This is a genomic window from Fontivita pretiosa (assembly GCF_050410795.1).
Taxonomy (GTDB): Bacteria; Planctomycetota; Phycisphaerae; order Tepidisphaerales; family Tepidisphaeraceae; genus Fontivita; species Fontivita pretiosa.
Genome location: NZ_CP191258.1, coordinates 3,093,275 through 3,115,877 on the forward strand (window position 1 = coordinate 3,093,275; position 22,603 = coordinate 3,115,877).

Below are 22,603 nucleotides of genomic sequence, written 5' to 3' on the forward strand. Positions count from 1 at the left end.
GGGGCCCTATTCAGCCGCGGGGGACGTACTGAGGGCTGCGATGGCCTGAAGTGTGCAGGGGCAGGCTGAGTTGCTCGCCGGCCAACTGGCGTCGGTCGGGACGAACCGAGAGCCATTCGGTGCGGGCGAACTGCTCGGCCAATGTCAGGCGCGGCGCAATCCGCTTGTCCTGTTCGAACAGTGACCGCAACAGCCGGGGGCAGTTGCACTGGCGGCTGCGGTGCAGAAGGACGATGTGCCGCGGCAGAGGCCGGGCACGCCGCTGGCAGCGATCCAGAATCGCCCGCACCGCCTCCAGCGCCTGCTCGTTGGACAAGTGTCCCCGTCCACCCATGATCCGCTGCTTGAGCATCCATGGCCGGGGGCTGTTCAACTGCATCTGGCGGTCGTAGTTGCTCTCGATGGCCAGCACGTCCAGATCGCAGAACCGCTCCAGAAGTGCTGGGGGCACGTGTCCCAGGTCAGTGGCATAGCCGATGCGTCCGCCCAAACCCTCGATCACGAAGCCATTGGAGCCGGTTTCATCATGGGCCAGTGGCAGTGCGTGAAAGACGAGGCCGGGGATCGGCTCAAACGGCTGGCCGTTGTAGGTCTGAAGCGGAATCGGCGGCGCCTTCAGTTCCGCCAGACGGGCGCGCAGGTGCGGGTAGTGGTTTTCGTGGCAGAAGACCCGGATGCCCTGTTTGTGGATGGTGTTCAGCCAGGTCGTGGAGAAGTGGTCGTGGTCCAGATGGGACAGGCAGATGGCGCGGATGTCGCCCAGGCTCACGCCGGTGCCGCACAGCCGCCGGGCGGTCGTGCGCGGCCCGATTCCGGCGTCCAGGAGCATGACCTGATCCGCCGCCGCTCGCAGCACCGCGCAGTTTCCCGCGGACCCGCTGGCGAGGACGCACATTTGCAGGCACATGCCCATCATCGCCCGATTCTTGCCCCGCCGCCGGGCAAATGCAACCGGAAAAGGGGTCGGGAGTCTTTTCCGGCGCCGGAAAAGACTCCCGACCCCTTTTTCAGGGGAGGCTCCCGGCGTCCAGATTCAGATAGGCCAGCACGTGCTGCGGCTGGCGGCCGCTCTTGGGCAGGCGGGTGACGTAATGGCTGCGCAACCGCACGTCGGCGCCGCTGGTGGCGATGGCGCTGGCCAGCTCCACATCCAGCCCGCCGCTGTAGTTGTCCTCGACGGTGATGATCTGCCCGCCGTTGCGCTGGGCCATCTCCAGGATCTGCTGCGTGTTCAGCGGCAGGGAATACGCGTCGATGACGGTGAAGTCCTGCCCGTTCTGCGACAGCTCCCTGGCCGCGTCAAGGCACTCGTGGACCATGTACCCGCTGGCGACGAACACGCCCGCTCCGCCCTCGCGCAGCACCTTGTATCCGCCGACCTCGAACCGCTCGTCGGGACTGTACAGCAGCTTCAAGTCCGCCCGCAGCGTCCGCAGGTAACAGCATCCGTTGAGATTGGCCATCAGCTCGACGATGCGATAGCAGCTCACCGCGTCGGAGGGGAAGAAGTATCGGACGGCCGTCTGGCCGGCGTAGTTCTGGACGCGCGTGAAGCTGCGGAAGAAAGCCACGTCCGGCAGACCCATCTGGCTGGGTCCGTCGGCGGCCGGCGTCACGCCCGCATGGCTGCCCACCACCTTGATGTTCGCCCCGGTGATGATCGCCATTTCGATCTGGTCGTAGCCGCGCATGACGAACTTGGCGAAGGTGGAGACGAACGGGATCTTCCCCGCCGCCGCCAACCCCACCGCCACCGAGATCATGTTCTGCTCGGCGATCCTGCATTCCAGGTATTGCTCCGGCAGGTGCTGGGCGAGCCATTCGGCGTAGGTGGAGTTTTTGACGTCTCCGTCAAGTCCGATGACGCGGGAGTCGGCCCGCCCCAATGCCAGCAGCGCCGCCCCGTAGGCCTTGCGCGTGGCGATGGGTTTGTTTTCCCTGGCGAGTTTGTCAAGTCCGACGGCGGCCAGGCCTTCCAGGAACGGCGCGATGGTGATGCGGGTGTCGTGATTCATGGCCGACGCCGTGGCCCTTGGAGCCGGGATGCTCAAGTGACTGGTGGCCGGGGTCGAGTCAGCCACACCCAGCTCGCGCGCGGTCTGGTCCAGCTCGGCAAGCACGGTCTTGAGTTTGTCCGCGCTGACCGGCGTGCCATGCTTGCCCATGCCCTGCTCGGCCGGCGAGCCCCATCCCTTGATGGTTCGTGCGACAATCGCCAGTGGGCGATGCCCGTTTTTCACCACATGAAGCTCGTTGAGCGCGCGACTGATCTGATCCGGATCATGACCATCGATCACGCGAACGATGAACCCATACGCCTGAGCCTTGTCGCGGATGCTCTGGAAGCTCTGCTGGGGACTGACCCAGTCGCTCTGGGCCAGCTCGTTGCAGTTGAAGATGGGCACGCAGTTGACCAGGGCATGATCGACGATGAAATCCATGGCCTCCCAGATCTGTCCTTCGCGTGCTTCGCCGTCGCCGATCAGGCAGTAGATGTCACGGTCGACGCCGTCCATTTTCGCCGCCGCCGCCAGACCGGCGGCGACGGACAAGCCCTGGCCAAGCGAGCCAGTGGCGGCATCGAAGAAGGGCACCCCCAGCCCGGGGTTAGGATGCCCGTCGATGGGCGAATCGATCGCGCGCAGCTTCATCGCGTCGTCACGGGTCATCGGGCGCGCCTCGTCGCGCGACTTGCCGATCATCACGCCCAGATCCGCCATTGCGGCGTAGATGATCGGCACGGCATGGCCTTCGGAGAGGACCAGCCGATCGCTGGCACGGTTCCAGGGGTCGCGGGGATCCCAGCGCATCTGGTGGTACATCAGGACGGTGACCAGATGCGCCAGCGACAGGGCGCTGGACGGATGCCCGCTGCCAGCGGCGGTGGTCATCTCCACGGAGAGTTTGGCCAGTTCGATCGCCTTTCGATGGACGGCGGCGGCGAAGCTCATCGTCGGTTCCTCCCTGACGGTGCGGCCAAGGCGCGGCAATGGCTGCGGATCTTGGCGCGGACCAGGTTGTAACCTCGCCGAAGTCGGCGCGGCGTTCAACGGGAAAAAAGACGGAGCTGGCGGTGGGCGTGTCTGGGGGCGCGGAATAGTCTTCTATAAGCAGAGACGGGTGCTGCGATGCAGGCAGGTGGTTTTGTCTTGCCCGTCCGATAAGCCGCACTACACTGTGTCGTGCCCCCGGGGTCTGTGCCGCGGCACCGGCGCGAAACCAATCCGCGGGATTTGTGTGCTGTGGGTAGCAAATCGAGATGATCGATCGGCCGAAACTGATGCAGGGACGCGTTTGCCCGGCGCGTGCGGCGCGCCCGACCGTGGGTGTGGGGGATAGAAGCCGGAGCTGTCAGCCATGTGTGGAATCGTTGCTTACGTCGGACGCAAACTCGCCCAGCCGCTGCTGATCGAGGGGTTGAAGCGTCTGGAATACCGGGGTTATGACTCGGCGGGGATTGCGGTGATCGACTCGGGCGGGGGGCTGCACATCCGCCGCGCCGTCGGACGAATCAGCGTGCTTGAAAACGCGATCAACACCAACGGCAAGTTGCCCGAGGCGCACATCGGCATGGCGCATACGCGCTGGGCCACTCACGGCGCGCCCACCGAAATCAATGCTCATCCCCATACCGACGATACCGGACGCATCGCGCTGGTACACAACGGCATCATCGAAAACTATGCGGCCCTGAAGAAATTCCTGATCGCCAAGGGGCATCACTTCGCCAGCCAGACGGACACCGAGGTTCTGGCGGTATTGATCGGAGACCTGTATGCCGACCTGAAGGCCCGCGGCGGGCATGAGGCGGCAAGATCGCAGCCGACCAACGGCTCGCTGCTTCAGAAGGCGGTGCAGGCGGCGCTGCACGAGGTGGAAGGCACCTACGGCATCGCGGTGATCTGCAAGGAAGAGCCGGACACGCTTGTGGTGGCCAGAAAAGGCTCGCCGCTGATTGTGGGCGTGGGCAACCAGGAATACATCGTCGCCTCCGACGCCTCGGCCATCGTCGAGCACACCGCTCAGGTGATCTACCTGAACGACAACGAGATGGCGATCCTGAAGCCTGACAGTTTCCGGACCTGCACGATCGACGACATCGAGATCTCCCCGGTCATCTCGCAACTGGAGAACAAGCTCGAGGAGTACGAGCTGGGCGACTACGAGCATTACATGCTCAAGGAGATCTTCGAGCAGCCCAACGCGATCCGCAACTGCCTGCGCGGACGGGCCGAACAGAGGGAAGGGCGGATCGTGCTGGGGGGAATCGCGCCGCTGACGCGGGAGCTGGTCAAGGCCAGGCGATTCATCCTCACCGGTCAGGGGACCGCCTGGCACGCGGCGCTGGTGGGGGATTACCTTTTGGAGGACCTGGCCAAGGTCGTCACCGAAGCGACTTATGCCAGCGAGTTTCGCTACCGCAATCCGCTGGTGGAGGAAGGCACGGTGGTGGTGGCGATCAGCCAGTCCGGAGAGACGGCCGACACGCTGGCCGCCCTGCGCGAGGCCAAGGAGAAGGGCGCGCTGGCGCTGGGAGTGGTCAACGTCGTGGGCTCGACGATCGCCCGCGAGACCGACGCCGGCATCTACCTGCACGCCGGGCCGGAAATCGGCGTGGCCTCCACCAAGGCCTTCACCTGCCAGCTTGTGGTGCTGACGATGCTGGCGTTGTACCTGGGCCGGCGAAAATACATGAGCCAGGCGCAGGTGCAGGAAGTAATCGACGGGCTGTGCGCGATCCCGGATCAGATGAGCGGGGTTCTGGCCCAGAGTGACGCGATCAAGCAGATCGCCAACCGTTTCTGTGATCGCGAGAACTGGCTGTTTCTGGGTCGCGGCTACCACTATCCGATCGCGCTGGAAGGCGCGCTGAAGCTCAAGGAAATCAGCTACATCCACGCCGAGGGCATGCCCGCCGCCGAGATGAAGCACGGCCCGATCGCCCTGATCAACGAGGGGATGCCCGTGGTGTTCGTGGCGACCAAGTGCAACCAGTACGACAAGGTGATCAGCAACATCGAAGAGGTTCGCGCCCGGGGCGGGGTGGTCATCGCGGTGGCGACCGAAGGCGACACGGGCATCAGGCGCTACAGCGATCACGTGATCTACGTGCCGCACGTGCTGGAACCGCTTCAGCCCCTGCTGACCGTCGTGCCGTTGCAGCTTCTGGCTTATCACGCCGCCGTCGCACGCGGCTGCAACGTCGATAAGCCCCGCAACCTGGCCAAGAGCGTAACCGTGGAGTAGCGGTCAAGCCCGCCCACGCGAAGATCACACCCGCGCCGTGACTACAACCGCGCGGCGCCCACAACCGCGGCGGTGACTGTGCGAGGCGGCGTGGCGCCCGAGGCCGCGTGGCGCCTGCGGCGCTGCACGCTTCACTTTGCCAGAAACACCAGCTCGACTTCAACGCTGGCGTCCAGCGGAAGCGTGTTCACTCCGATCGCGGCGCGAACGTGCCGCCCGGGATCGCCGAACAGCTCCAGGAGCAGTTCGCTGGCGGCGTTGGCGATCTGGGGCTGCTGGGTGAAGTCCGGATCCGAGCTGACGTACACCCCGACTCGCACCACGCCCGCGAGCTGCTCCATCCCGCCCGGCAGCGCCGCAACCGCCGCCAGCGCGTTGATCACACACTGACGCGCCCCCAGCTTGGCCCGTTCGATATCGCAGCGCGAGGGAACCTGTCCGCTGGCCAGCAGTTTGCCCTCCTTGACCGGAAGCTGTCCGGCGACGTAGATCAGATCCGCGACGCGCTTGGCGGGCAGGTAGGCGCCGAACGGCCCGCTGACCGCCGGCAGCGAAATCCCCAGCGAACGAAGCTTCTCACGCAGGTCCATGCCAGGCGATAGTATACCAGACGTGGCGGGTCGATTCTTCCTGGCTTTCCGCTGGCAGCTTGTGGACCTGCTGTGGGGCCTGGCGGCGCTGGGGGCGTTGCTGCTGCTGGCCCGGTGTGTGCCGCGGCGATGGGCGGGGGTTGTCACGCGGCCAGGGCAACGGCTCTGGCGGCGATGGGCCTTTGGCCTCACACGCCCGCCGCTGCCGTGGCTCGTGCCGCTGGTCGGCGCGGTTGCGATCGTCAGCTTTCTGCTGGCCGGGCTGATTGCCGGAACGCCGATCGCACGCGTTCACGACGAGTTCAGCTACCTGCTGGCGGCCGACACCTTCGCACGCGGACGCCTGAGCAATCCGCCGCATCCGATGTGGCGGCACTTCGAGACGATTCACGAGATCTTTCAGCCAACGTATGCCTCCAAGTTCCAACCGGGACAGGGTCTGGCTCTGGCGCTGGGCCAGGTGCTGTTCGGCTCGCCGTGGGCGGGGGCGCTGATCAGCACGGCGGCGGCGGTGGCGGCATTGGCCTGGGCGCTGCTTGGGTGGCTGCGGCCACGCTGGGCACTGCTGGGCGCGCTGCTGGCCTGCGTACATCCGCAGTTTGTGCTCTGGTCGCACATGTACTGGGGCGGGGGCGTGGGAATGCTCGGCGGAGCGCTGATCGCCGGCGCCATTCCGCGAATTCTCCGCCAGGAGCATCCCGGCAGAAATGCGGGCATTCTGGCGCTGGGCGGAGCGATCGTCGCCGGCACCCGGCCCTACGAGGCGATCGTCTGGGCGATCCTGTCGGCGGCGACACTGCTCGGCTGGATCGTCGTGACCATGCTGCGCGCCAGCCTCGCAACCGCGCGGCAACTGGCCGGACGAGTGGTGCTGAGCGCCTTGCCTGTGCTGCTGGGATTCGTCGGTTTTCAGGCGTACTACAACTGGCGCGTCACCGGCGATGCGACGCTTGCTCCGTACCTGCTGCACACGCGCGCCTACATGGCGGTGCCGCTGATGTTCTGGCAGCCGATGCCTCCGCCAAGGCAGTATGGCAACGAGCAGCTCCGCCAGCAGCACGAAGTGATGGAGAAGCGTTACTACCTTCACCAGAAGACGCTGCGCGGATGGGCGGCGGAGAGCCTGGTCAAGGCGTTCGACTTCGCCCGCCAGCAGGTGCTGTGCGACCTGCCGATCCTGGCCGGCGTGCTGGCCTTGCCGCTGGCGCTGGGCGGAAGAGCGGACTGGCGATTGTGGCTGGCGATTGTCTATGCGGTCGGCTTCGTGGCGGCTTATGCGGCGATTCCCTGGTTCGTGCATCACTACACTGCGCCGGCGATGCCGGTGCTGTTTGTGCTGGCGATGCGGGGGCTTCGGCGGCTGCGCGCGGGAGCAGGGGCGCTGCTGCCGCGACGAAACGCGGCGCTGCTGCTTTGGCTGGCCGTCGCATCCTGTATCCCGATGCTGATCGCGACCTGCATCAGCCGGCGGCGGACGAACCACAGCGGCTGGTGGTATCAGCGCCACCTGATCCAGCAGCAGTTGCTCAACGAGCCTGGGCAGCATCTGGTGCTGGTCTGCTACGATGCGCAGCACGACGCGCGCCAGGAGTGGGTGTATAACGGCGCCGAGATCGACCGCCAGAAGCTCATCTGGGCCCGATCCCTCGGCGTCGAGCAGGATCAGCGCCTGCTGGAGTACTACCCCGAGCGGCAGGTGTGGCGGATCAGCCCCGACGAAAAAGACTCCCGACCCCTTAAAATAAGGGGTCGGGAGTCTTTTTCGGCTTCGAATGCAACTACAGCAGCGATCGATCGTCCGGCAGCGGCTCCACCAGGCCGTCCAGAGGAATCCGAATCAACTGCCACATCACCCAGCACTCGATCCCGAACGGCACAAAACCGATCAGCCCGATGATCGGCATCTCAAAGTAGCGATATTGTTCCAACTGGCCAAGAAACGGCAGGTGATACACCCACTTGCTCAACGCCCAGTAGTTCCAGAACTCCCAAAGCAACCCGCACAACAGCCCGCCCGAGAAGCACGCGAGCGTCCGACCGTACCAACCCTGCTGCCAGTCGCGCCACATGCTTGGCCGGCCCAGCAGGTAGTTGATCGGATCCAGCAGAAAAACCAGGCTCGTCCACAGCGTCAGGTTCGTCACCGGGTCGTGATGCACGATCGGCCAGATCAGCATCAGCAACCCGGCCACCAATGAAGTGCCCAGCACCAGCGCGGGCATCCGAGGCCAGGGCCTGAATCTCGCCCAGTCGAACAGCCCCAGGTTCATCAGCATCTGCCCGCTGAGCAGCATTCCGGGAACGATCGTGCCAAAGGCAACGAAATAGCCGATGAGCCGGCCCCAGGGATTCGGCGGCATGCCGACGTAGCTCCAGGCGCCAATGCCATAGAAGTTGATCGTGTCAAACACGCACCAGATGGGGATCGACGCCAAAAACAGCATCGCGAAGTGGTGAGGTCGCTTGCGGATCGGGCTGCCGCCACGTTGAAGCGACAGCACACCGTCCAGAAGGATGATGTACCCGAACCACGCGATGGGAGTGATGTTGAACGAGGCGAACCGCCCCAGCCACTCCAGCAGCGTCCTGGGCGGGGGCAGCGCCAGCACATCGGCGTCGGTCTTGATGGGCGCGCGGCCGGTGCGGGCAACATCCACAAACAGCAACGCCTCGATCGCGATGATGATCGCCAGCCCGATCCACAGCGTGATCGGCACGCGCTTCAGTGCCGCCGGTCTCCAGCTCATGCCCCGTCCGCCTGGCGCCGGCTGCAAGCCCGTGCTGTTTGTACATTCGCTGCTGCCCATCAGGAGTTTGTAGCGCCATCGCCGGATTCCAGAGCAGCCTTGGCACTTTCCGGTTCCGGCGTCTGGTCGGTCAGATGCAGGGATGCCTGAGCGTAAGTCCTTCGGTGCTCTTCCGGGGCCGGCACGATCTCGATGTCCTCCCCCGCTTCATTCTGGTTCACCAGCACTTTTTTCTGCCGGATCAGCTCCAGCAGGGCCAGGAAGATCCCGATCATCTCGCTGCGGCTGCGTCGGCCGACCATCAGTTGCCACAGCGTTACTCGTCCCTCGCGGTTGAGCCGGTCTTCGATGTCGGCCGCGTGCAGGTCGATGGGGGTGTCGTCATCCGTTATCTCATGGAATCCCCGGCGCGCGCCGACCTCCTTCATCAATCGGCTGAAGTGTTCCAGCAGATCCCAGACCTGCACTTCTTCCAGGTCCAGCGGCGGGGGCTCCTCGGCCTGCTGGTCGGCGGGTCTGGCCGGATAACGCGGAAACCGCGCCTGAAACATCCGCTGCTGACGTTCCAGCGCCATCGCCGAGTCCTTCAGCCGCTTGTACTCCAGAAGCTGCTGCACAAGCTCATACCGAGGGTCGGTCAGGTCCTGGGCGGCGCTGCGTTCCTCGCCCTCGGCGGGCGGAGGCTTGGGCAGCAGCATCGCCGACTTGATCTCCATCAGCGTCGCCGCCATCACCAGAAAATCCCCCGCGACATTGATGTCCAGCCCCTGCTCGGTCATCTCCCGCAGCAGCCCGATGTACTGCATGTAACTTTCGGTGATCCGGGCGATGGGGATGTCGTAGATGTCCAACTCATCCCGCTTGATCAGGTAAAGCAGCAGATCCAGCGGGCCGTTGTACACGTCGAGCTGTACGCGATATTCCACGGATCACCATCCTTGGTAAGCGGCAGCTTGATTTTACGGGGGGTGGTTTGATAATCCAGCCAGCGTGTTGCCGCACCATTCATGGACGAATCCATCCGACAGTTTGCCCGGCAGGTGATCGAAACAGAAGCGGCGGCGGTGCGCGCCATGATCGGCGCGATCGATGATCGCTTCGAACGCGCTGTGAAGATGATCCTGGAGTGCCCCGGGTCGCTGCTGGCCACGGGGGTGGGCAAGGCCGGACATGTGGCGCGGAAGCTCAGCGCCACCTTCGCCAGCACCGGCACGCCCAGCCATTTCCTTTCCGCCGCCGATGCGCTTCATGGCGACCTGGGCTGCATTCGCCGCGGAGACATCGTGCTGATCCTCTCGGCCTCGGGCGAAAGCGACGAAATCCTCCGCCTGCTCAGCATCGTCAAGAAGCTGGACCATCCCGTGATCGCGATCACGTGCAGCCGTGCCAGCGGCCTGGGAAGGCATGCCGACATCGTGCTGGAGATGGGGCGGATCGACGAGGCCTGCCCGCTGGGGCTTGCCCCCAGCAGCACGACGACCGCGATGCTGGCGCTGGGCGATGCGCTGGCGCTGACGGTGATGAAGCTGCGAAACTTCACCGCCGAAAACTTCGCTGTCTTCCACCCCGCCGGACAACTCGGGCGAAAGCTGATCAAGGTGCGCGAGGCGATGACCTTCCGGCTTGGCGAGAATCTGCCCGTCGCATCCGATCGGCTGACCGTCGGACAGGTGCTGCATGAGGTCAGTTCCATCAAGCGTCGCAGCGGCGCGGTGGTGCTCGTCGATGAAACCGGTCGAATCAGCGGCATTTTTTCCGACGGCGACCTTCGCCGGCTTGTCACCGACGACGACGGCTCGGCGCTGCGCCGTCCGATTCGCGACGTGATGACCCGCAACCCCAAACGCATCGGCGCCGACCGGCTGGCCTCCGAAGCCATGGCCCTCATGCGGCAGCACCGCATCGACGAGCTTCCGGTGGTCGATGACGCCGACCGGCCCATTGGCCTGATCGACGTGCAGGACCTTGTCGTGCTGAAGATGCTGGACGTGGATGCGGATACGTAGGAACCGAACCACGGATGAACACGGATGAACACCGATGAAGTCAACAGTGTCACGGGCGTCCCGCCCGTGCGCGCGACCCCGGCACGACCGAGACGGTCGTGATACACCGCGCTGATCTGTGTTCATCCGTGTTCATCTGTGGTTGCTGATTCGCGATGCGGACTCTATTGCTCATCATCTCGAGCCTGATCGTGCTGGCGCTGATCGCCGGGCTGTACGTGTGGATGCAGCCGCCGACCCAGACCCACACGGTCGCGCTGCCGCCGCGCCCGCGACTGGCGGCCGGCACGGCGCCCGCCACCACGAGCCAGACGCAGACGATCATCGGCGAAGGCCAGGACGTGTGGGTGCTCGTGCCGGATGAAAAAACCGGCGCCACCAAGTATCGCTTTCGTGCACGACGCTACGAGCCGCAGCCGGATGGGACCGTCATCGTCACGCGTCCCGAGGCCGAGTTTTACCTGCGCGATCAGATCGTTCGTCTGGAGGGATCGCACGGGCGGGTGATCATGCCGGCCGGCGAATCTGCTTCCCCGCGGCTGGGCGGCGCCACCGCCCCTCCCAGTCGCGGCGAACTGTACGACGTGACGATCTCGATGGCCCAGGCGGCACGCCCGCGGCATCCCGTGCTCGTGGCGAGCTTGAACAACATCGCCTTCGACAACGACACCTTCCGCATCGCCACCGACGCCTACGTCGCGCCCGACGGCACACGCGTGCCCGCCGACCAGGTGCCCGTGCGCATCCGCGGCCAGGAGTGGGACTTCGACGGACGCGGGCTGACCATCCGCTGGAACGATCGCGATCAGCGGCTCCAGCTTCTTCAGATCGCCCACGGCGAGTCTGCGACGATCAAGTCGCCGCAGTTGCTTCGGAAGCTCGACCCAAAGTCTGGCCAGACAGACTCGCCCCACATTGACTCGACGCCAAGCTCGCATCGTGAGCCTCCCGAGCCACAGCCCGCGCGGCGGGTCATGCCGGTACAGGACCCGGCGCCTGCGGCGCCGCAATCGCCGCGTGCCCGGCGGCGAGCGGCTCGGGCGGCGCCGCCCGCCACCGCCCCCGCGCCCACCACACGCAAGTCCGACTTTGACGACACCGTCTACCGCGCCGTCTTTGAAGGCCCGGTTCGTATCACCCGCGGCGAGCAGCCCCTGGCGCTGGCCGACACGATGACCGTCGAGTTCACGCTACAGCAGCCGAGCGACGAGCCTCCGCCCGCGACCGCGCCGGCCCGCCCGCGCCAACGCCCGCGACCGGCTGCCGCGGCGGCGACGCAACCACACCACGCCCAGCCGCCCTCTCCGATTGTCATCCGCTGGCCCGGGCGACTGACGATCACGGCGTTGCCGCCCGAGCAGGCCCCGAAGCTGCGCGGCGGCGAGCGGAACATCGAGCTGTCCTCTTCCAGCACGCCCGTCGAGCTGGACTATGCCGGCAGCCAGATCCGCTGCGGGTCGCTCACGCATCGCGGCGGTCAGGACGAACTGATCATCCGCAATTCGCCGGCGGTGCCGCTGGTCACATTCACGGATGCCCAGGGGGCCAGGCTCTACACACCCGCCATCCACTACATCGGTTCTGCCGGCCGCGCCACCCTCGACGGCGCCAGCCGCGCCGAAGTGCCGCTCAAGCACGAGCAGACCGGCAAAGTCGAGCTGCTCAGCGCGAGCTGGAGCCGATCCTGTGTGCTGAGTTTCGCCGCCGCATCGCGCGATCAGCTCGCCATCGAACGGGCTGATCTGAGCGGCGACGTCAACATCGATCACCCGCAACTGGCGCTTCGCTCGGATGCGCTGCAGGCCGATTTCGCGCCCGTCGCCGGCGCACAGCCCAATCGTGCCATCCAGCTCAGGCAGGTCATCGCCAGCGGGAATGTGAACTGTCAGATGACCGATTCGACCGGACCCGCCGACGGCAACTCGCCGGCCACGAATGTGGCCCGGAGGCTCAGCCACATCCAGGCGGATCGTCTGGCCCTGGCCACGGAGCCGTCGGCACAAACCGGCAGGCTCGTGCCGCGCACGTTCTGGGCCGATGGAAACGTTCACGTCTGGGACGATCAGCAGGAGCTGCGCGCCGGCAACGTGCAGGCGACGCTGGGGCCGACGACTCGCCCGCAAGAGCAGCTTCGCATCGAATCCTTCGCCGCCCAGCAGGACGTGCGCTTCGCCATGCAGGAGGTATCCGGCCACTGCGATCAGCTTACCGCCACCGCCAGCGCCGACGCGGATGATTACGATCTGAAGCTTTGGGGTCAGCCCGCCGCCACCGTCACGATGCGCCGCGACGGCGAGCAGACCCTGAGTGGGCAATTCCTCAACGTCCAGCCGAAGCGACAGCATGCGCAGGTGGTCGGCCCGGGATCACTCACGGGCTCGCTTCCCGCGCAGTCCGCCGCGGCGTCCGGCGCCAAAAAGCCCCAGCCGTTCGAGGTGACCTGGGAACGCTGGCTGGCGTACAAGGGATCGCAAGACTACCTGGAGATCGTCGGCAACGTCGTGGCCTCGACGGTCGGCGACGACGGCGCGACCGTCACCTCCAGCACCGACAAGCTCGTGTTGTGGCTGATGGACGATCCGGCAACAACACAGCCGGCGGCGACACGGCCCACCGGCGCGATCGCGTCCGGCGGCCGCAGAAAAACGCTGCGCTCGGCCACGCTCGAAGGCAACGCGGAAATCAGGTCGATTCTGGCTGATGCCAACGGGCTGCCGCTGCGACGCACGCACCTGTTCGCGCCTCTGGTGCGCTACGACGCGCTGGCCAGGCAGGCGATTGTCCCCGCGCCAGGACGGATGCTTTACGAGAATCGGCAATCCGACGCGGCGGCCGATTCGCAGCAGCCCGCCGCCACGCCCTCCGCCTTCGGCAGCGTCCGCGGCGCCTTCGCCTTCCAGTGGCAGGACAAGCTCGTCTATGACGAGCCGTCCAATCGTGCCGAAATGCTCGGCGACGTCGTCATCGTCCATCAACCCTACAGCGCCAACGACACGGCGGCACAGACCTATCGCCTGGAGGCGTCGCGCGTGGCGGCGGATCTTCAAGGCCCCGCCATCCACGAAACGTCCGCCACCCGTCCGGCCGCTCAAAGCTCCCCGGTCGCGACATCGTCGCTGCCCATGCCGGGGAATCTGAAGCTCAGGCAACTGCTGGCCGACGGCGGCGTGCGATTCAGCGGCTCGACGGGGCTGGAGTTCGACGCCGATCAGATCGTCTACGACCCGGGCAGCGACGTGCTTTGCGCCCAGGGCAGTGCGCATCGACCGGTGGAGGTCCGCGACCAGCGTGGCCTGTCGGACGGCTCGTTCGACGAGATCGCCTGGAACATGCGGACCGAGCAGATCGTGCGCTTGCGCGGCGTACAGGGGCGGGTCCGTCGCTGAGGGGTCACCATCGGGTGTCTTCAGTCACGTGCATAGAATCCGGCATGAGACTCGACCACGTTGCCATCCCGTCCAACGACATCGCCGCCAGCGTCGAGTGGTACGTCCGACGATTCGGCGCCAGCGTGATCTATCAGGATCAGACCTGGGCATTGCTGAACATCGGTGGACAGAAGCTGGCGCTGGTCACACCGTCGCAGCACCCGCCACACGTCGCCATCGAGGTCAGTGAACAGGAACTGGAGCAGGCGTCGCGCCAGGCGAAGGTTCCTGTCGAGCATCACCGCGACGGCACCATGGGCATCTACATCCACGACCCCTTCGGCAACGCAGTCGAATTGATCTGCTATCCGAAGCAAAAGACCGTATACCAGGCTCCGACAGCGACCGGCGGGAAGTGACCGGGAGCCGATTCGGCCCGCGCGCTTCATCGCGCACGTCAATCAGGCTCAGGCGATGGCCTCCTCGGGCATCGCTTCTGAAAGGGGTCGGATCTTCCCGGCGGCCACGTCCCGGTCATAGCGCATGCGCCAATCAAGAAACTCCTGAAGGATCTGCTCGAACTGCTCGGCCGACTGCACCAGCCGCATCCGCTCGCGCAGAATCCGGCAGGGGTGCATGGTTTTGGCGTACCAGCTCACGCGCTTGCGGAACTCGATCAGCGCCACGCGCTGCCCGCGGAAGCGAACCAGGTTCGCGAAGTGCTGCCGCATGAGGTTGCACTTTTGCTCGAGCGTCGGCGGCGGGGGGATCGTGCCGGTGGTCAGGTAGCTGTGCGTGTCGCGGAAAATCCAGGGCATGCTCAGCGCGCCGCGCCCGATCATCACGCCGGCGCAGCCCGTCTGATCGATCATGCGCCTGGCGTCCTGCGGGCTGCGAATGTCGCCGTTGCCGATCACCGGAATTCGCTTGACGGCGGCGACGACGGCGGCGATGCCGTCCAGCCTCGCCTCGCCGCTGAAACGCATCTGCGCCGTCCGCCCATGGATCGTCACCATCGCCACGCCCGCTTCCTCGAGCCGGGCCGCCAGATACGGCGCGACGATGTGCGAATCGTCCCATCCCAGTCGCAGCTTGGCCGTCAGCGGCACGCGCCGCACGGCGCGGACGATCTTCTCAACCATCCTCAGGGTGTTCTGCGGATCGCACAGCAGCTTGCTGCCCCCATCCTTTTTGGTGATCTTGTCCACCGGGCAGCCCATGTTGATGTCGATCACATCCGCCCCGTGATCCTCCGCCCAGCGAGCCGCTTCGCTGAGCCGATCGGCATTGGAGCCGTACAACTGCATGCACAGGGGCGAATCCTCGTCGCAGGTCATCGACAGGACCATCGAGCGGTAGTTCTCCCGCAGCACGCCCTCCGGACACAGCAGGTCCGTGCAGGCCAGCCCCACACCCCCGCACGAGCGCGCCACCAGCCTGAACGCCAGATCGCAGTATCCAGCGATCGGTGCCAGCAGCAGGTTCGTGGCGAGTTGTAGATTGCCGACCTTCAGCATCAGACCGATGACCCTTCCGGCAGGATTGTAGCAGACAGGTTGATGGATAAGCTGATCGCGTGACTCATCGCCAGCGATTTCGCGCCGCGCTGCGCGGGCAGCCCATCGACCATTGGCCGGCGGTCTGCCGGCTTGACCTGTGGTATCGCGCCCGTCAGTTGGACGGTCGCTGGCCCGCCAGCGTCGCGGGCAAGTCCCTCCAGCAGCTTCAGCTCGACCTGGGCATGGGCCTGTCGAGCCGGGCCGCAACAGTCTACCAGTTGCGATATCGCCCGCCGGTGCGCTACGACCGCACCGTTGCTGGCGACGAGCTGCGCGAGCGATGGGAAACGCCCGCCGGTTCGCTTCAGCGCATCAGCAAGTGGGCCGCGGGCGAGGCGGCGCTGGGCATGGCGCCGCACATCGTGCAGTATCCCATCCGCACCCGCGACGACTACCGCATCTTCCATCGCATCGTGCAGAGCCTGGAGTTCATTCCGCAGTACGATGCGTTCGCCGCCTACGATCGCGCGGTCGGCGAAAACGGACTGCCCATGGTCATCCTCGGCCCGGATCCGGCCCATTGGATCATGCTCTGCTGGACCGGCTACGAGGGGGCGTACTACCAGATCGCCGACGATCCGACCGTCTTTGAAGAAGCCGTCGATGCCGCGCAGCAGGCGTATCGCGCGATGTGGCCGATCGTCGCCGATTCCGCCTGCGAGCTGGTCATGCACGGCGTGAACTACGACAGCGCGGCCACGCCGCCCGATATCTTCAGGAGATACTTCCTTCCGTATCTCGAGCAATTCAATCGGACCATGCACGGATCCGGCAAGTGGACAGCCCTGCACGCCGACGGCGACATGAGCCGCCTGCTGGACCTGGCCGTCGAAGCCGGCTTCGACGTGGCCGACTGCTTCGCGTGCGCGCCGCTGGTCCGCTGCCGCTTCGAGGATGCGCTGCGCGCCTGGCGAGGGCATATCGCCATCTGGGGTGGCATCCCCAGCCCGCTGCTGGAGCCGACCACATCCGATGCGGCGTTTGACGAGCACCTGGATTATCTGGCGCGCCAGCTCACCCCCGCCGACCGATTCATCGCCAGCATCTCCGACCAGGCCATGCCCGATGCGATCTACGAGCGCATCGCCCGGATTGCATTCCGCCTGTGCCGTCCGCCCGTCGCGCAGTTTCCCGACGCCGCGGCAGCCAAAACGTGACGAGCGCTGCACCAAATGAATCTTGCGGATTCACTGCCGCGTTCTCGCCCCGACTGTCGTGCGGCAAAGCGCCCTGGCAATCCGCTCGTGGCTTCAGACGGCAGCGGTGCAGCCGCCGTACGTCGAGCCGGAGCCGTCGTGCGAGAACGGCTATGCCGGAAGGTTTTCATGGAAGGCTGCGCGACGGGCTGTCGGATGCGGTGCCGTTCGGCTGCCTGGTCGGGGCGATACGGGCGGCGGGGGAGATATGCTGGCGATCTGGTCGTGAGCTCTCGCCTTTTTCCATCCGCCGCCTACACTGTGCCGCCATGGCAAGCACGACTCAGCCCGCCGCGACAGCGCGGGGCATCATCAGCGAGGTTCGCGATTCGATCGTCGTCTTCGAGCCATCAGGGACAAACTACCGGTTGCACCTGAAAGTGGCGGACAATCCGGGCCGCCGGCCCGTGGCAAGTGAGCGGCCGGTGCGGGGCATTATTCGCGTCCAGGCGAGAAAGCTGTGGACTGTCCCCAGCGGGGGAAACTTCATCGTCCCGATCTTCGGTCCGCCGCGAACGATCCAGGGGCGTGTCAAGGCCGTCGAGCAGGGAACCCTTGTCGTCCACGCGGGGACCACGTTCGTGGTCGAGATGCCCAAAGAGGATTGGGCCATCGACCTGACGCACGGACCGATCCAGGTGGGGGCGATCGTGAACGTGGCGGCGCTGCCGGGGGCCACGTTCGAGCTTGCGGGCAGCGTGCCTGGCTCCGGAAACTGATCCGCCGGCTCAAACCAGCAGGTCATCGCGATGTCGGCACAACCCCAGGCTGGCGACCGCGGCCGCGACGCTGAGCAGCAGCGACGCCAGCCCCGAAGCCCATTGCGCGGCCAGCAGATCCAGCATGCCACGGAAGCCGACGCACAGGCACACCCCGCCGGCCAGGCAGATCATGCCCATGACCGCGATCCACCAAATGTAAGCTAAGATACGATCGAACATGGAACTTTCGGCAGTTATCGGGCACCTCAAACTGATCGTCCCAGATTTTCCAGATTGACCAGCTTATCGGACGCAAGCCTCAGGGTTGGGACAAGCCGTGAATCTGGTGATTTATCTGCATTTCTTCGGCAATTCGGGCGCTTTTTCTTGTTGCCGCTTGCGCGATCGGTTCCGATAATCGACGCCGTTCACTGCATCGTGTGATCTGACTGGATTCTGGCAGTTCCGCTCGTTGTGGCCTGGTTTGGCTCGTCGCACCTTTCTGGGCAGCTTGTGGGCGCGGTGAACACCTGTGGGTTAGTTGATGGTTGCGGAGTGCTTCGGCTGCTCGTAGCCGTCGCGCAGCAACGGCGATGGGTCGGCCGGATTCGGTACCCGCGGGGTAAGGAGTGGATCGACGCCCCCTCGCGCCCGGCGCGAAATCAAGCCCCGGTCTCTCGTGGGTCAGGCCGGGGCTTTGCTTTTGCGCCACTCACGCCGCTTTTCCGCCAGTACGGGTTGGACTTAGTCGCACGAGGCCGGGATAATCCCCTGCACGATGAGCGTCAGAAGCTACTTCGCCAACATCTACGACAACGTCAAGTCGATCTCCATCGGGATGAAGATCACGCTCAAGTACTGCTTCCAGAAGACCGTCACGGTGCAGTACCCCGAACAGCGGCTCAGCTTCGCCCCGCGATACCGCGGCATCCACGAATTCGAGGCCTACAAGTGCATCGCCTGCGACCAGTGCGCCAAGGCCTGCCCCGTAGATTGCATCTACATCGACAAGACCGCCCCGCGCAAGATCGACAAGAAGACGGGCAAGGCGGTTGGCGGAGAGCTCGTCCGCTTCGCGATCGATTACAGCAAGTGCCTGTTCTGCGCCCTGTGCACCGAGCCGTGCCCGACGGATTGCATCCATATGGGCAAGCTGCACGACCTGAGCAGCTACACGCGCGAGGATGTGGTCGTCGAATTCACCGAGCTTGACAAGCAGAACCTCCGCACGCCGATTCCCCTGTGGATGGAGCGCAACGCCGAGAAGATCCCCTGGGTCAAGGAAGAGTACGAGAGGGTAAAGGCGGGGAAGCTGGCGACGACTGCCGCGGATATCCCGGCAGTTAAGTGACCGCAGGTGGCGCGTTCGCGTGCGGCGACAAATGCGCTGGTATCCTGATCGGCCACTGGCATGTCTCTGGCAACGGACAGCGCCGGCAAGAAGCGCGCCGCCACGACCGGGTGGATCGAGCGCCGGCCCGCCGTGCCCGCCGCCGCGGCGCTGATCGCGGGAATCTTCGCACACCCCCATGTGCCGCATCGGCCGGTGCTCTGGATTGTCGTGCTGAGCTGGCTGCTGCTGATCGCACTGCTTGCGCAGCGGTTGAAGATCGCTTCCGATTGGCCTGTTCGCTGCTGCCTGGCTGCGCTGTTGTGCGCGATCTTCTTCGCCGGTGTGGCGGTTGCACAGCTCGAAGCCTTCTTCTTTGCGCGCAATCACATCAGTCTTTTCGCCACGGATCAACCGCGACTGTCGCAGCTCGAGCTGCACGTGGATCATCCGCCGCGGGTGCTCACCAGCCCGTTTGCCAGCCATCGCCCCCTGCCGCCCAAGCAGGTTTTGACCGCCTCCGTGCAGGCGGTCAAGACGTGGAGCGGCTGGCGGCGCGCCAGCGGGCAGGTGCTCGTGCAGATCGCCCAGCCCCATCCGCGACTGCGTCAGGGTCAGGTCATTCGCATCATGGGGATGCTCGAGCGTCCGGGGCCGGCGATGAACCCGGGGCAGTTCGACTGGGCGGGGTACTACCGCGAACAGCGCATCCTGGCGTCAGTGCAGGTCGCGCAGGCGGACTGTATTGCGATTGTTCGAGCGCAACCGGTCGGGCCGGTGGCGTGGCTGCGCGAGCAGGCGCGGCGGGCGCTGGCGCGCGGATTTGCCGCCAGCCGCGCGCTCGATCACGCCCTGCTTCGCGCTCTGCTGCTGGGCGACAATGATCCCGAGCTGCGCGATGTGCAGGAACAGTTTCGACGAACCGGGACAAGCCATCACCTGGCGATCAGCGGCATGCACGTGGCCGTGCTGGGCGGCGTGGTCTTCGGCGCCTGCCGCATCGGACGCGTCGGGCCTCGCGCGGCCTGCTGGCTGGCGCTCGGTTTTGTCGTCCTCTACGGCATCGTCGCGCTTCCCTCGCCGCCGGTCGTCCGCTCTGTGCTGCTGTGCGCCTGTTTCGCCTTCGGAATCCTCCAGCGACGCACCACCGACCCGTTTCAGCTCCTGGCGATCAGCGTCATCGCGATGCTCGTCTATCACCCGATGGACCTGTACAACGCCGGCTTTCAACTGAGCTTCGGCACGGTGCTGGGACTGATGCTGTTCACGCGTCCGCTCGCCGAGGCGCTTCCCGGATACGACTTTGATCAGCGGCTTGCGCGATCGATGCAACGTCCTGGACGCGTCTGGATATTGTGGATCAAGCTCAGGCAATGGTCGTGCGCGGTGCTGGCGGCGTCGATCGTCGCGTGGGTCGTCTCGATGCCGCTGGTCGCTGTTCACTTTGAGCAGCTCAATCCCTGGGCCATCGTCGGAAGCATCCTGCTGGCGCCGATCGTGTTCCTGGCGCTGGTCGGGGGATTCGCCAAGGTGCTGCTGACGCTGCTCTGGCCGAGTCTGGCCGACACCTGGGCGGCGCTTGCGGCCCGCCCGGTCGCGGGGATGCGCCACACCGTTGACTGGCTGGCGCGCTTTCCCGGCGCCGACGTGCCGTTTCCCGCCCCGCCCATCTGGATGATCATCCTGTTCTACGCGCTGCTGCTGCTGTGGCTGGTGCCGTGGCACACGCCAGCGCTGCGATGGTCGCTCAGGTCCGGATCGCTTGCTGCCTGCGCCGGGCTGGCGCTGCTGCTTCCGTTCAGCGCCGGACCGACCCTGGCGCGTCCTGCGGGCGATGAGCTTCGCCTCACGCTGCTGGCCATCGGCGCCGGGCAGTGCGCGATCCTCGAACCGCCCGGCAGGGGCGATGTCATCCTCATCGACGCAGGCTCGGTTACCCTCTCGGACATGCTGCGCAAGGCGATCGGCCCGTTCCTGCGGCACCGCGGCCGGCGCGACATCCGCGCCGTCTTCGTCTCCCACGCCAACTACGACCATTTCTCCGCCGTCGGCGAGGTGGTGACGGCCTACGATGTGCCCCAGGTGTACGCGGCTCCGCAATTCACGATACACGCGATCGACAACCCGCTTGCCGAGCAACTGCTGCGAACCCTGGATCAGCTTGATCGCCCGCCACGGCCGGTCGCGCGCGGGCAGCGGCTTGTTTTCGACGGCGTCAGGATCGATGTCCTCTGGCCGGCGCCGGACTGCACGCTCGACGCCAACAACTGCTCGCTGGTGCTGCGAGTCGGCTGGGCGGGACGAAGCATCCTGCTGAGCGGGGACGTGCAGTCGCCGGCGATGCGCGAGCTGCTTGGCTCGCCGGAGCAACTGTCCGCCGATGTGCTGGTCGCGCCGCATCACGGCTCGCTGGAGGATCTGACCGACTCGTTCGTCTCTGCGATCGGGCCGCGTGTGATCGTCTGCTCCAACGACCGCACGCTCTCCGCCCGGCAGCGCGAATTTGACCGTGCCATGGCCGGGCGGCTGGTGTATCGCACGCACCGCTGCGGCGCGATCACGCTGATCATCCGCCGCGACGGACAGATCGCCATCGAGCCATTCGTGCATCCGACCCCGTGAGGGCGCTGTTGGGGGGCGCGATCCGCCCGGCCGCCGCTTCCAGGAAAAATCGGACATTATTCTTGACATGAGATGATTGTCTCATTACGGTACGGCCATCTAACTCTTTTCAGGAGGCTTCATGCCGCTTACGCCGCAGCAGATGGATCAGAAGATCGACGAGCATTTCCGCTTCGAGGCCGCCGACGATGTGGAAGGGGTCGTGGCCACGCTGGCGCCGGATGCCACGCACGACATCGTGGGCTACCCGACGGGCCCGACACAGGGCCGGCAGCGCGCCCGCGAGTTTTATCGCCAACTGTTCGCCGACCTGTCGGAAAGCTCGGTCACGGTCATCCGCCGACTGTACGGCGGCAACTTTGTGATCGATGAGTCGCTGTGGCGGGGGCGGGCGCCCGGCAGGCCCTTCGGGCTGGAGGGACGCAACCGCCCTCTGGAATTCCGCCTGCTGCACGTCGTCGAATTCACCCCCGATGCGCAGCACATCCAGCGCGAGCAGGTGTGGGTGGACATGGCCGCGATTCTCCGGCAGCTTCCGCAGGATTGAACGATGAGAAGACGAGACAACTCTCTGGCGATGCAGATGAAAGCGGCAAGGCGGGCCAATCAGCGCCTGCGCACGCGAAAGGACCTGCTCGCCGCCGCCGCGCGTCTGCTCAGGCAGGGACGCGACCCCGCCGAACTGGACATGGACGCCGTCGCCGCGGAGGCCATGGTCTCCCGCGCCACCGCCTACCGCTATTTTCCCAGCATCCAGGCATTGCTGCTGGAAGCGCCGCTGGAGGGCCAGACGCCGGACCCGCGGCAACTGTTCGCCGACGAGCACTCAACCGATCCGGTTGAACGGATCGACAAGGCCGAGGCGGCGCTGCACGAGATGTGCTGTCGCAACGAGAGGCAGCTTCGGCTGATGCTGGCCGCCAGCCTGCAACGCTGCGGCGCTGGTCAAAGTGCCGGTCGAACCAATCACAACGCTGACGGGCACTTCCCCATCCGCCAGAACCGCCGCACCGCGCTGATTCAGGCGGCTCTGCAACCGGCGCGGCGAAGGTTCAGCAAACCGGTGTACGAAAGGCTCTGCGCGGCGCTGGCGCTGATCTTCGGCACCGAATCGATGATCGTCTTTCGCGACGTGCTGGGGCTGAAGCCCGCGACTGCGCGACAGATCAAAAGCTGGGCCGTCAGAGCTCTGGTGCGCGCCGCCCTGGAGGAATCGCAGAACAAAAGTGCCTGACGC

General features: G+C 65.6%; 18 protein-coding genes. 11 read left to right on the plus strand and 7 right to left on the minus strand.

Annotated elements, in window-relative coordinates; genetic code table 11:
• Nucleotides 1-10 precede the first annotated feature (10 nt).
• Entirely contained in the window at nucleotides 11-916 is a 906-nt protein-coding gene (locus ACQS5P_RS12480; RefSeq protein ID WP_428936943.1) for an MBL fold metallo-hydrolase, read from the minus strand.
• A gap of 91 nt (nucleotides 917-1,007) precedes the next feature.
• On the minus strand, nucleotides 1,008-2,951 hold the full coding sequence (locus ACQS5P_RS12485) for a transketolase (RefSeq protein WP_428936944.1): 1,944 nt from the start codon (nucleotides 2,949-2,951) through the stop codon (nucleotides 1,008-1,010).
• 406 nt (nucleotides 2,952-3,357) lie between these two features.
• Here ACQS5P_RS12485 and glmS point away from each other — a divergent pair, with 406 nt between their 5' ends.
• Complete coding sequence (gene glmS, locus ACQS5P_RS12490; RefSeq protein WP_428936945.1) at nucleotides 3,358-5,247, plus strand: glutamine--fructose-6-phosphate transaminase (isomerizing); 1,890 nt, start codon at nucleotides 3,358-3,360, stop codon at nucleotides 5,245-5,247.
• 131 nt (nucleotides 5,248-5,378) lie between these two features.
• Here glmS and ACQS5P_RS12495 read toward each other — a convergent pair whose 3' ends face one another.
• Nucleotides 5,379-5,837, minus strand: a complete 459-nt coding sequence (locus ACQS5P_RS12495) for a RidA family protein (protein WP_428936946.1) — start codon at nucleotides 5,835-5,837, stop codon at nucleotides 5,379-5,381.
• Here ACQS5P_RS12495 and ACQS5P_RS12500 point away from each other — a divergent pair.
• A complete protein-coding gene (locus tag ACQS5P_RS12500; RefSeq protein WP_428936947.1) occupies nucleotides 5,836-7,734 on the plus strand; it encodes a hypothetical protein in 1,899 nt (632 codons plus the stop codon). The two genes, ACQS5P_RS12495 and ACQS5P_RS12500, sit on opposite strands and share 2 nt — an antisense overlap.
• Here ACQS5P_RS12500 and ACQS5P_RS12505 read toward each other — a convergent pair.
• Both ACQS5P_RS12505 and ACQS5P_RS12510 read right to left on the minus strand, forming a co-directional pair.
• The gene (locus tag ACQS5P_RS12505) at nucleotides 7,616-8,584 is read right to left on the minus strand and encodes a hypothetical protein (RefSeq protein WP_428936948.1); all 969 of its coding nucleotides are present in this window, start codon (nucleotides 8,582-8,584) and stop codon (nucleotides 7,616-7,618) included. The two genes, ACQS5P_RS12500 and ACQS5P_RS12505, sit on opposite strands and share 119 nt — an antisense overlap.
• A 59-nt stretch (nucleotides 8,585-8,643) precedes the next feature.
• Nucleotides 8,644-9,510 (minus strand): segregation and condensation protein A, encoded by an 867-nt coding sequence (locus tag ACQS5P_RS12510; RefSeq protein WP_428936949.1) that lies wholly within the window; start codon nucleotides 9,508-9,510, stop codon nucleotides 8,644-8,646.
• An 81-nt stretch (nucleotides 9,511-9,591) separates the two neighbouring features.
• Here ACQS5P_RS12510 and ACQS5P_RS12515 point away from each other — a divergent pair, with 81 nt between their 5' ends.
• The 3 genes from ACQS5P_RS12515 (at nucleotide 9,592) to ACQS5P_RS12525 (ending at nucleotide 14,377) form a co-directional block, all read left to right on the plus strand.
• On the plus strand, nucleotides 9,592-10,590 hold the full coding sequence (locus tag ACQS5P_RS12515) for a KpsF/GutQ family sugar-phosphate isomerase (protein ID WP_428936950.1): 999 nt from the start codon (nucleotides 9,592-9,594) through the stop codon (nucleotides 10,588-10,590).
• Nucleotides 10,591-10,745: 155 nt separating this feature from the next.
• Entirely contained in the window at nucleotides 10,746-13,976 is a 3,231-nt protein-coding gene (locus ACQS5P_RS12520) for a hypothetical protein (RefSeq protein ID WP_428936951.1), read from the plus strand.
• Nucleotides 13,977-14,020: 44 nt separating this feature from the next.
• Complete coding sequence (locus ACQS5P_RS12525; RefSeq protein WP_428936952.1) at nucleotides 14,021-14,377, plus strand: VOC family protein; 357 nt, start codon at nucleotides 14,021-14,023, stop codon at nucleotides 14,375-14,377.
• A 48-nt stretch (nucleotides 14,378-14,425) separates the two neighbouring features.
• Here the strand turns inward: ACQS5P_RS12525 and dusB are convergent, their stop codons facing one another.
• Complete coding sequence (dusB, locus tag ACQS5P_RS12530) at nucleotides 14,426-15,475, minus strand: tRNA dihydrouridine synthase DusB (protein WP_428936953.1); 1,050 nt, start codon at nucleotides 15,473-15,475, stop codon at nucleotides 14,426-14,428.
• A gap of 59 nt (nucleotides 15,476-15,534) precedes the next feature.
• Here dusB and ACQS5P_RS12535 point away from each other — a divergent pair, with 59 nt between their 5' ends.
• A complete protein-coding gene (locus tag ACQS5P_RS12535) occupies nucleotides 15,535-16,674 on the plus strand; it encodes a uroporphyrinogen decarboxylase family protein (protein WP_428936954.1) in 1,140 nt (379 codons plus the stop codon).
• Nucleotides 16,675-16,982: 308 nt separating this feature from the next.
• On the plus strand, nucleotides 16,983-17,432 hold the full coding sequence (locus tag ACQS5P_RS12540) for a hypothetical protein (protein WP_428936955.1): 450 nt from the start codon (nucleotides 16,983-16,985) through the stop codon (nucleotides 17,430-17,432).
• 9 nt (nucleotides 17,433-17,441) lie between these two features.
• On the opposite strand, the gene ACQS5P_RS12545 is transcribed toward ACQS5P_RS12540, so the two are convergent.
• A complete protein-coding gene (locus ACQS5P_RS12545; RefSeq protein ID WP_428936956.1) occupies nucleotides 17,442-17,612 on the minus strand; it encodes a hypothetical protein in 171 nt (56 codons plus the stop codon).
• A 580-nt stretch (nucleotides 17,613-18,192) separates the two neighbouring features.
• Here ACQS5P_RS12545 and ACQS5P_RS12550 point away from each other — a divergent pair.
• The 4 genes from ACQS5P_RS12550 to ACQS5P_RS12565 all read left to right on the plus strand — a co-directional run bounded on the left by ACQS5P_RS12550 (nucleotide 18,193) and on the right by ACQS5P_RS12565 (nucleotide 22,600).
• A complete protein-coding gene (locus ACQS5P_RS12550; RefSeq protein ID WP_428936957.1) occupies nucleotides 18,193-18,765 on the plus strand; it encodes a NuoI/complex I 23 kDa subunit family protein in 573 nt (190 codons plus the stop codon).
• 60 nt (nucleotides 18,766-18,825) lie between these two features.
• Nucleotides 18,826-21,366 (plus strand): ComEC/Rec2 family competence protein, encoded by a 2,541-nt coding sequence (locus ACQS5P_RS12555; RefSeq protein ID WP_428936958.1) that lies wholly within the window; start codon nucleotides 18,826-18,828, stop codon nucleotides 21,364-21,366.
• A gap of 121 nt (nucleotides 21,367-21,487) precedes the next feature.
• Nucleotides 21,488-21,913 (plus strand): nuclear transport factor 2 family protein, encoded by a 426-nt coding sequence (locus ACQS5P_RS12560; RefSeq protein WP_428936959.1) that lies wholly within the window; start codon nucleotides 21,488-21,490, stop codon nucleotides 21,911-21,913.
• A 3-nt stretch (nucleotides 21,914-21,916) separates the two neighbouring features.
• The gene (locus ACQS5P_RS12565) at nucleotides 21,917-22,600 is read left to right on the plus strand and encodes a TetR/AcrR family transcriptional regulator (protein WP_428936960.1); all 684 of its coding nucleotides are present in this window, start codon (nucleotides 21,917-21,919) and stop codon (nucleotides 22,598-22,600) included.
• The last annotated feature ends 3 nt before the right edge of the window (nucleotides 22,601-22,603 follow it).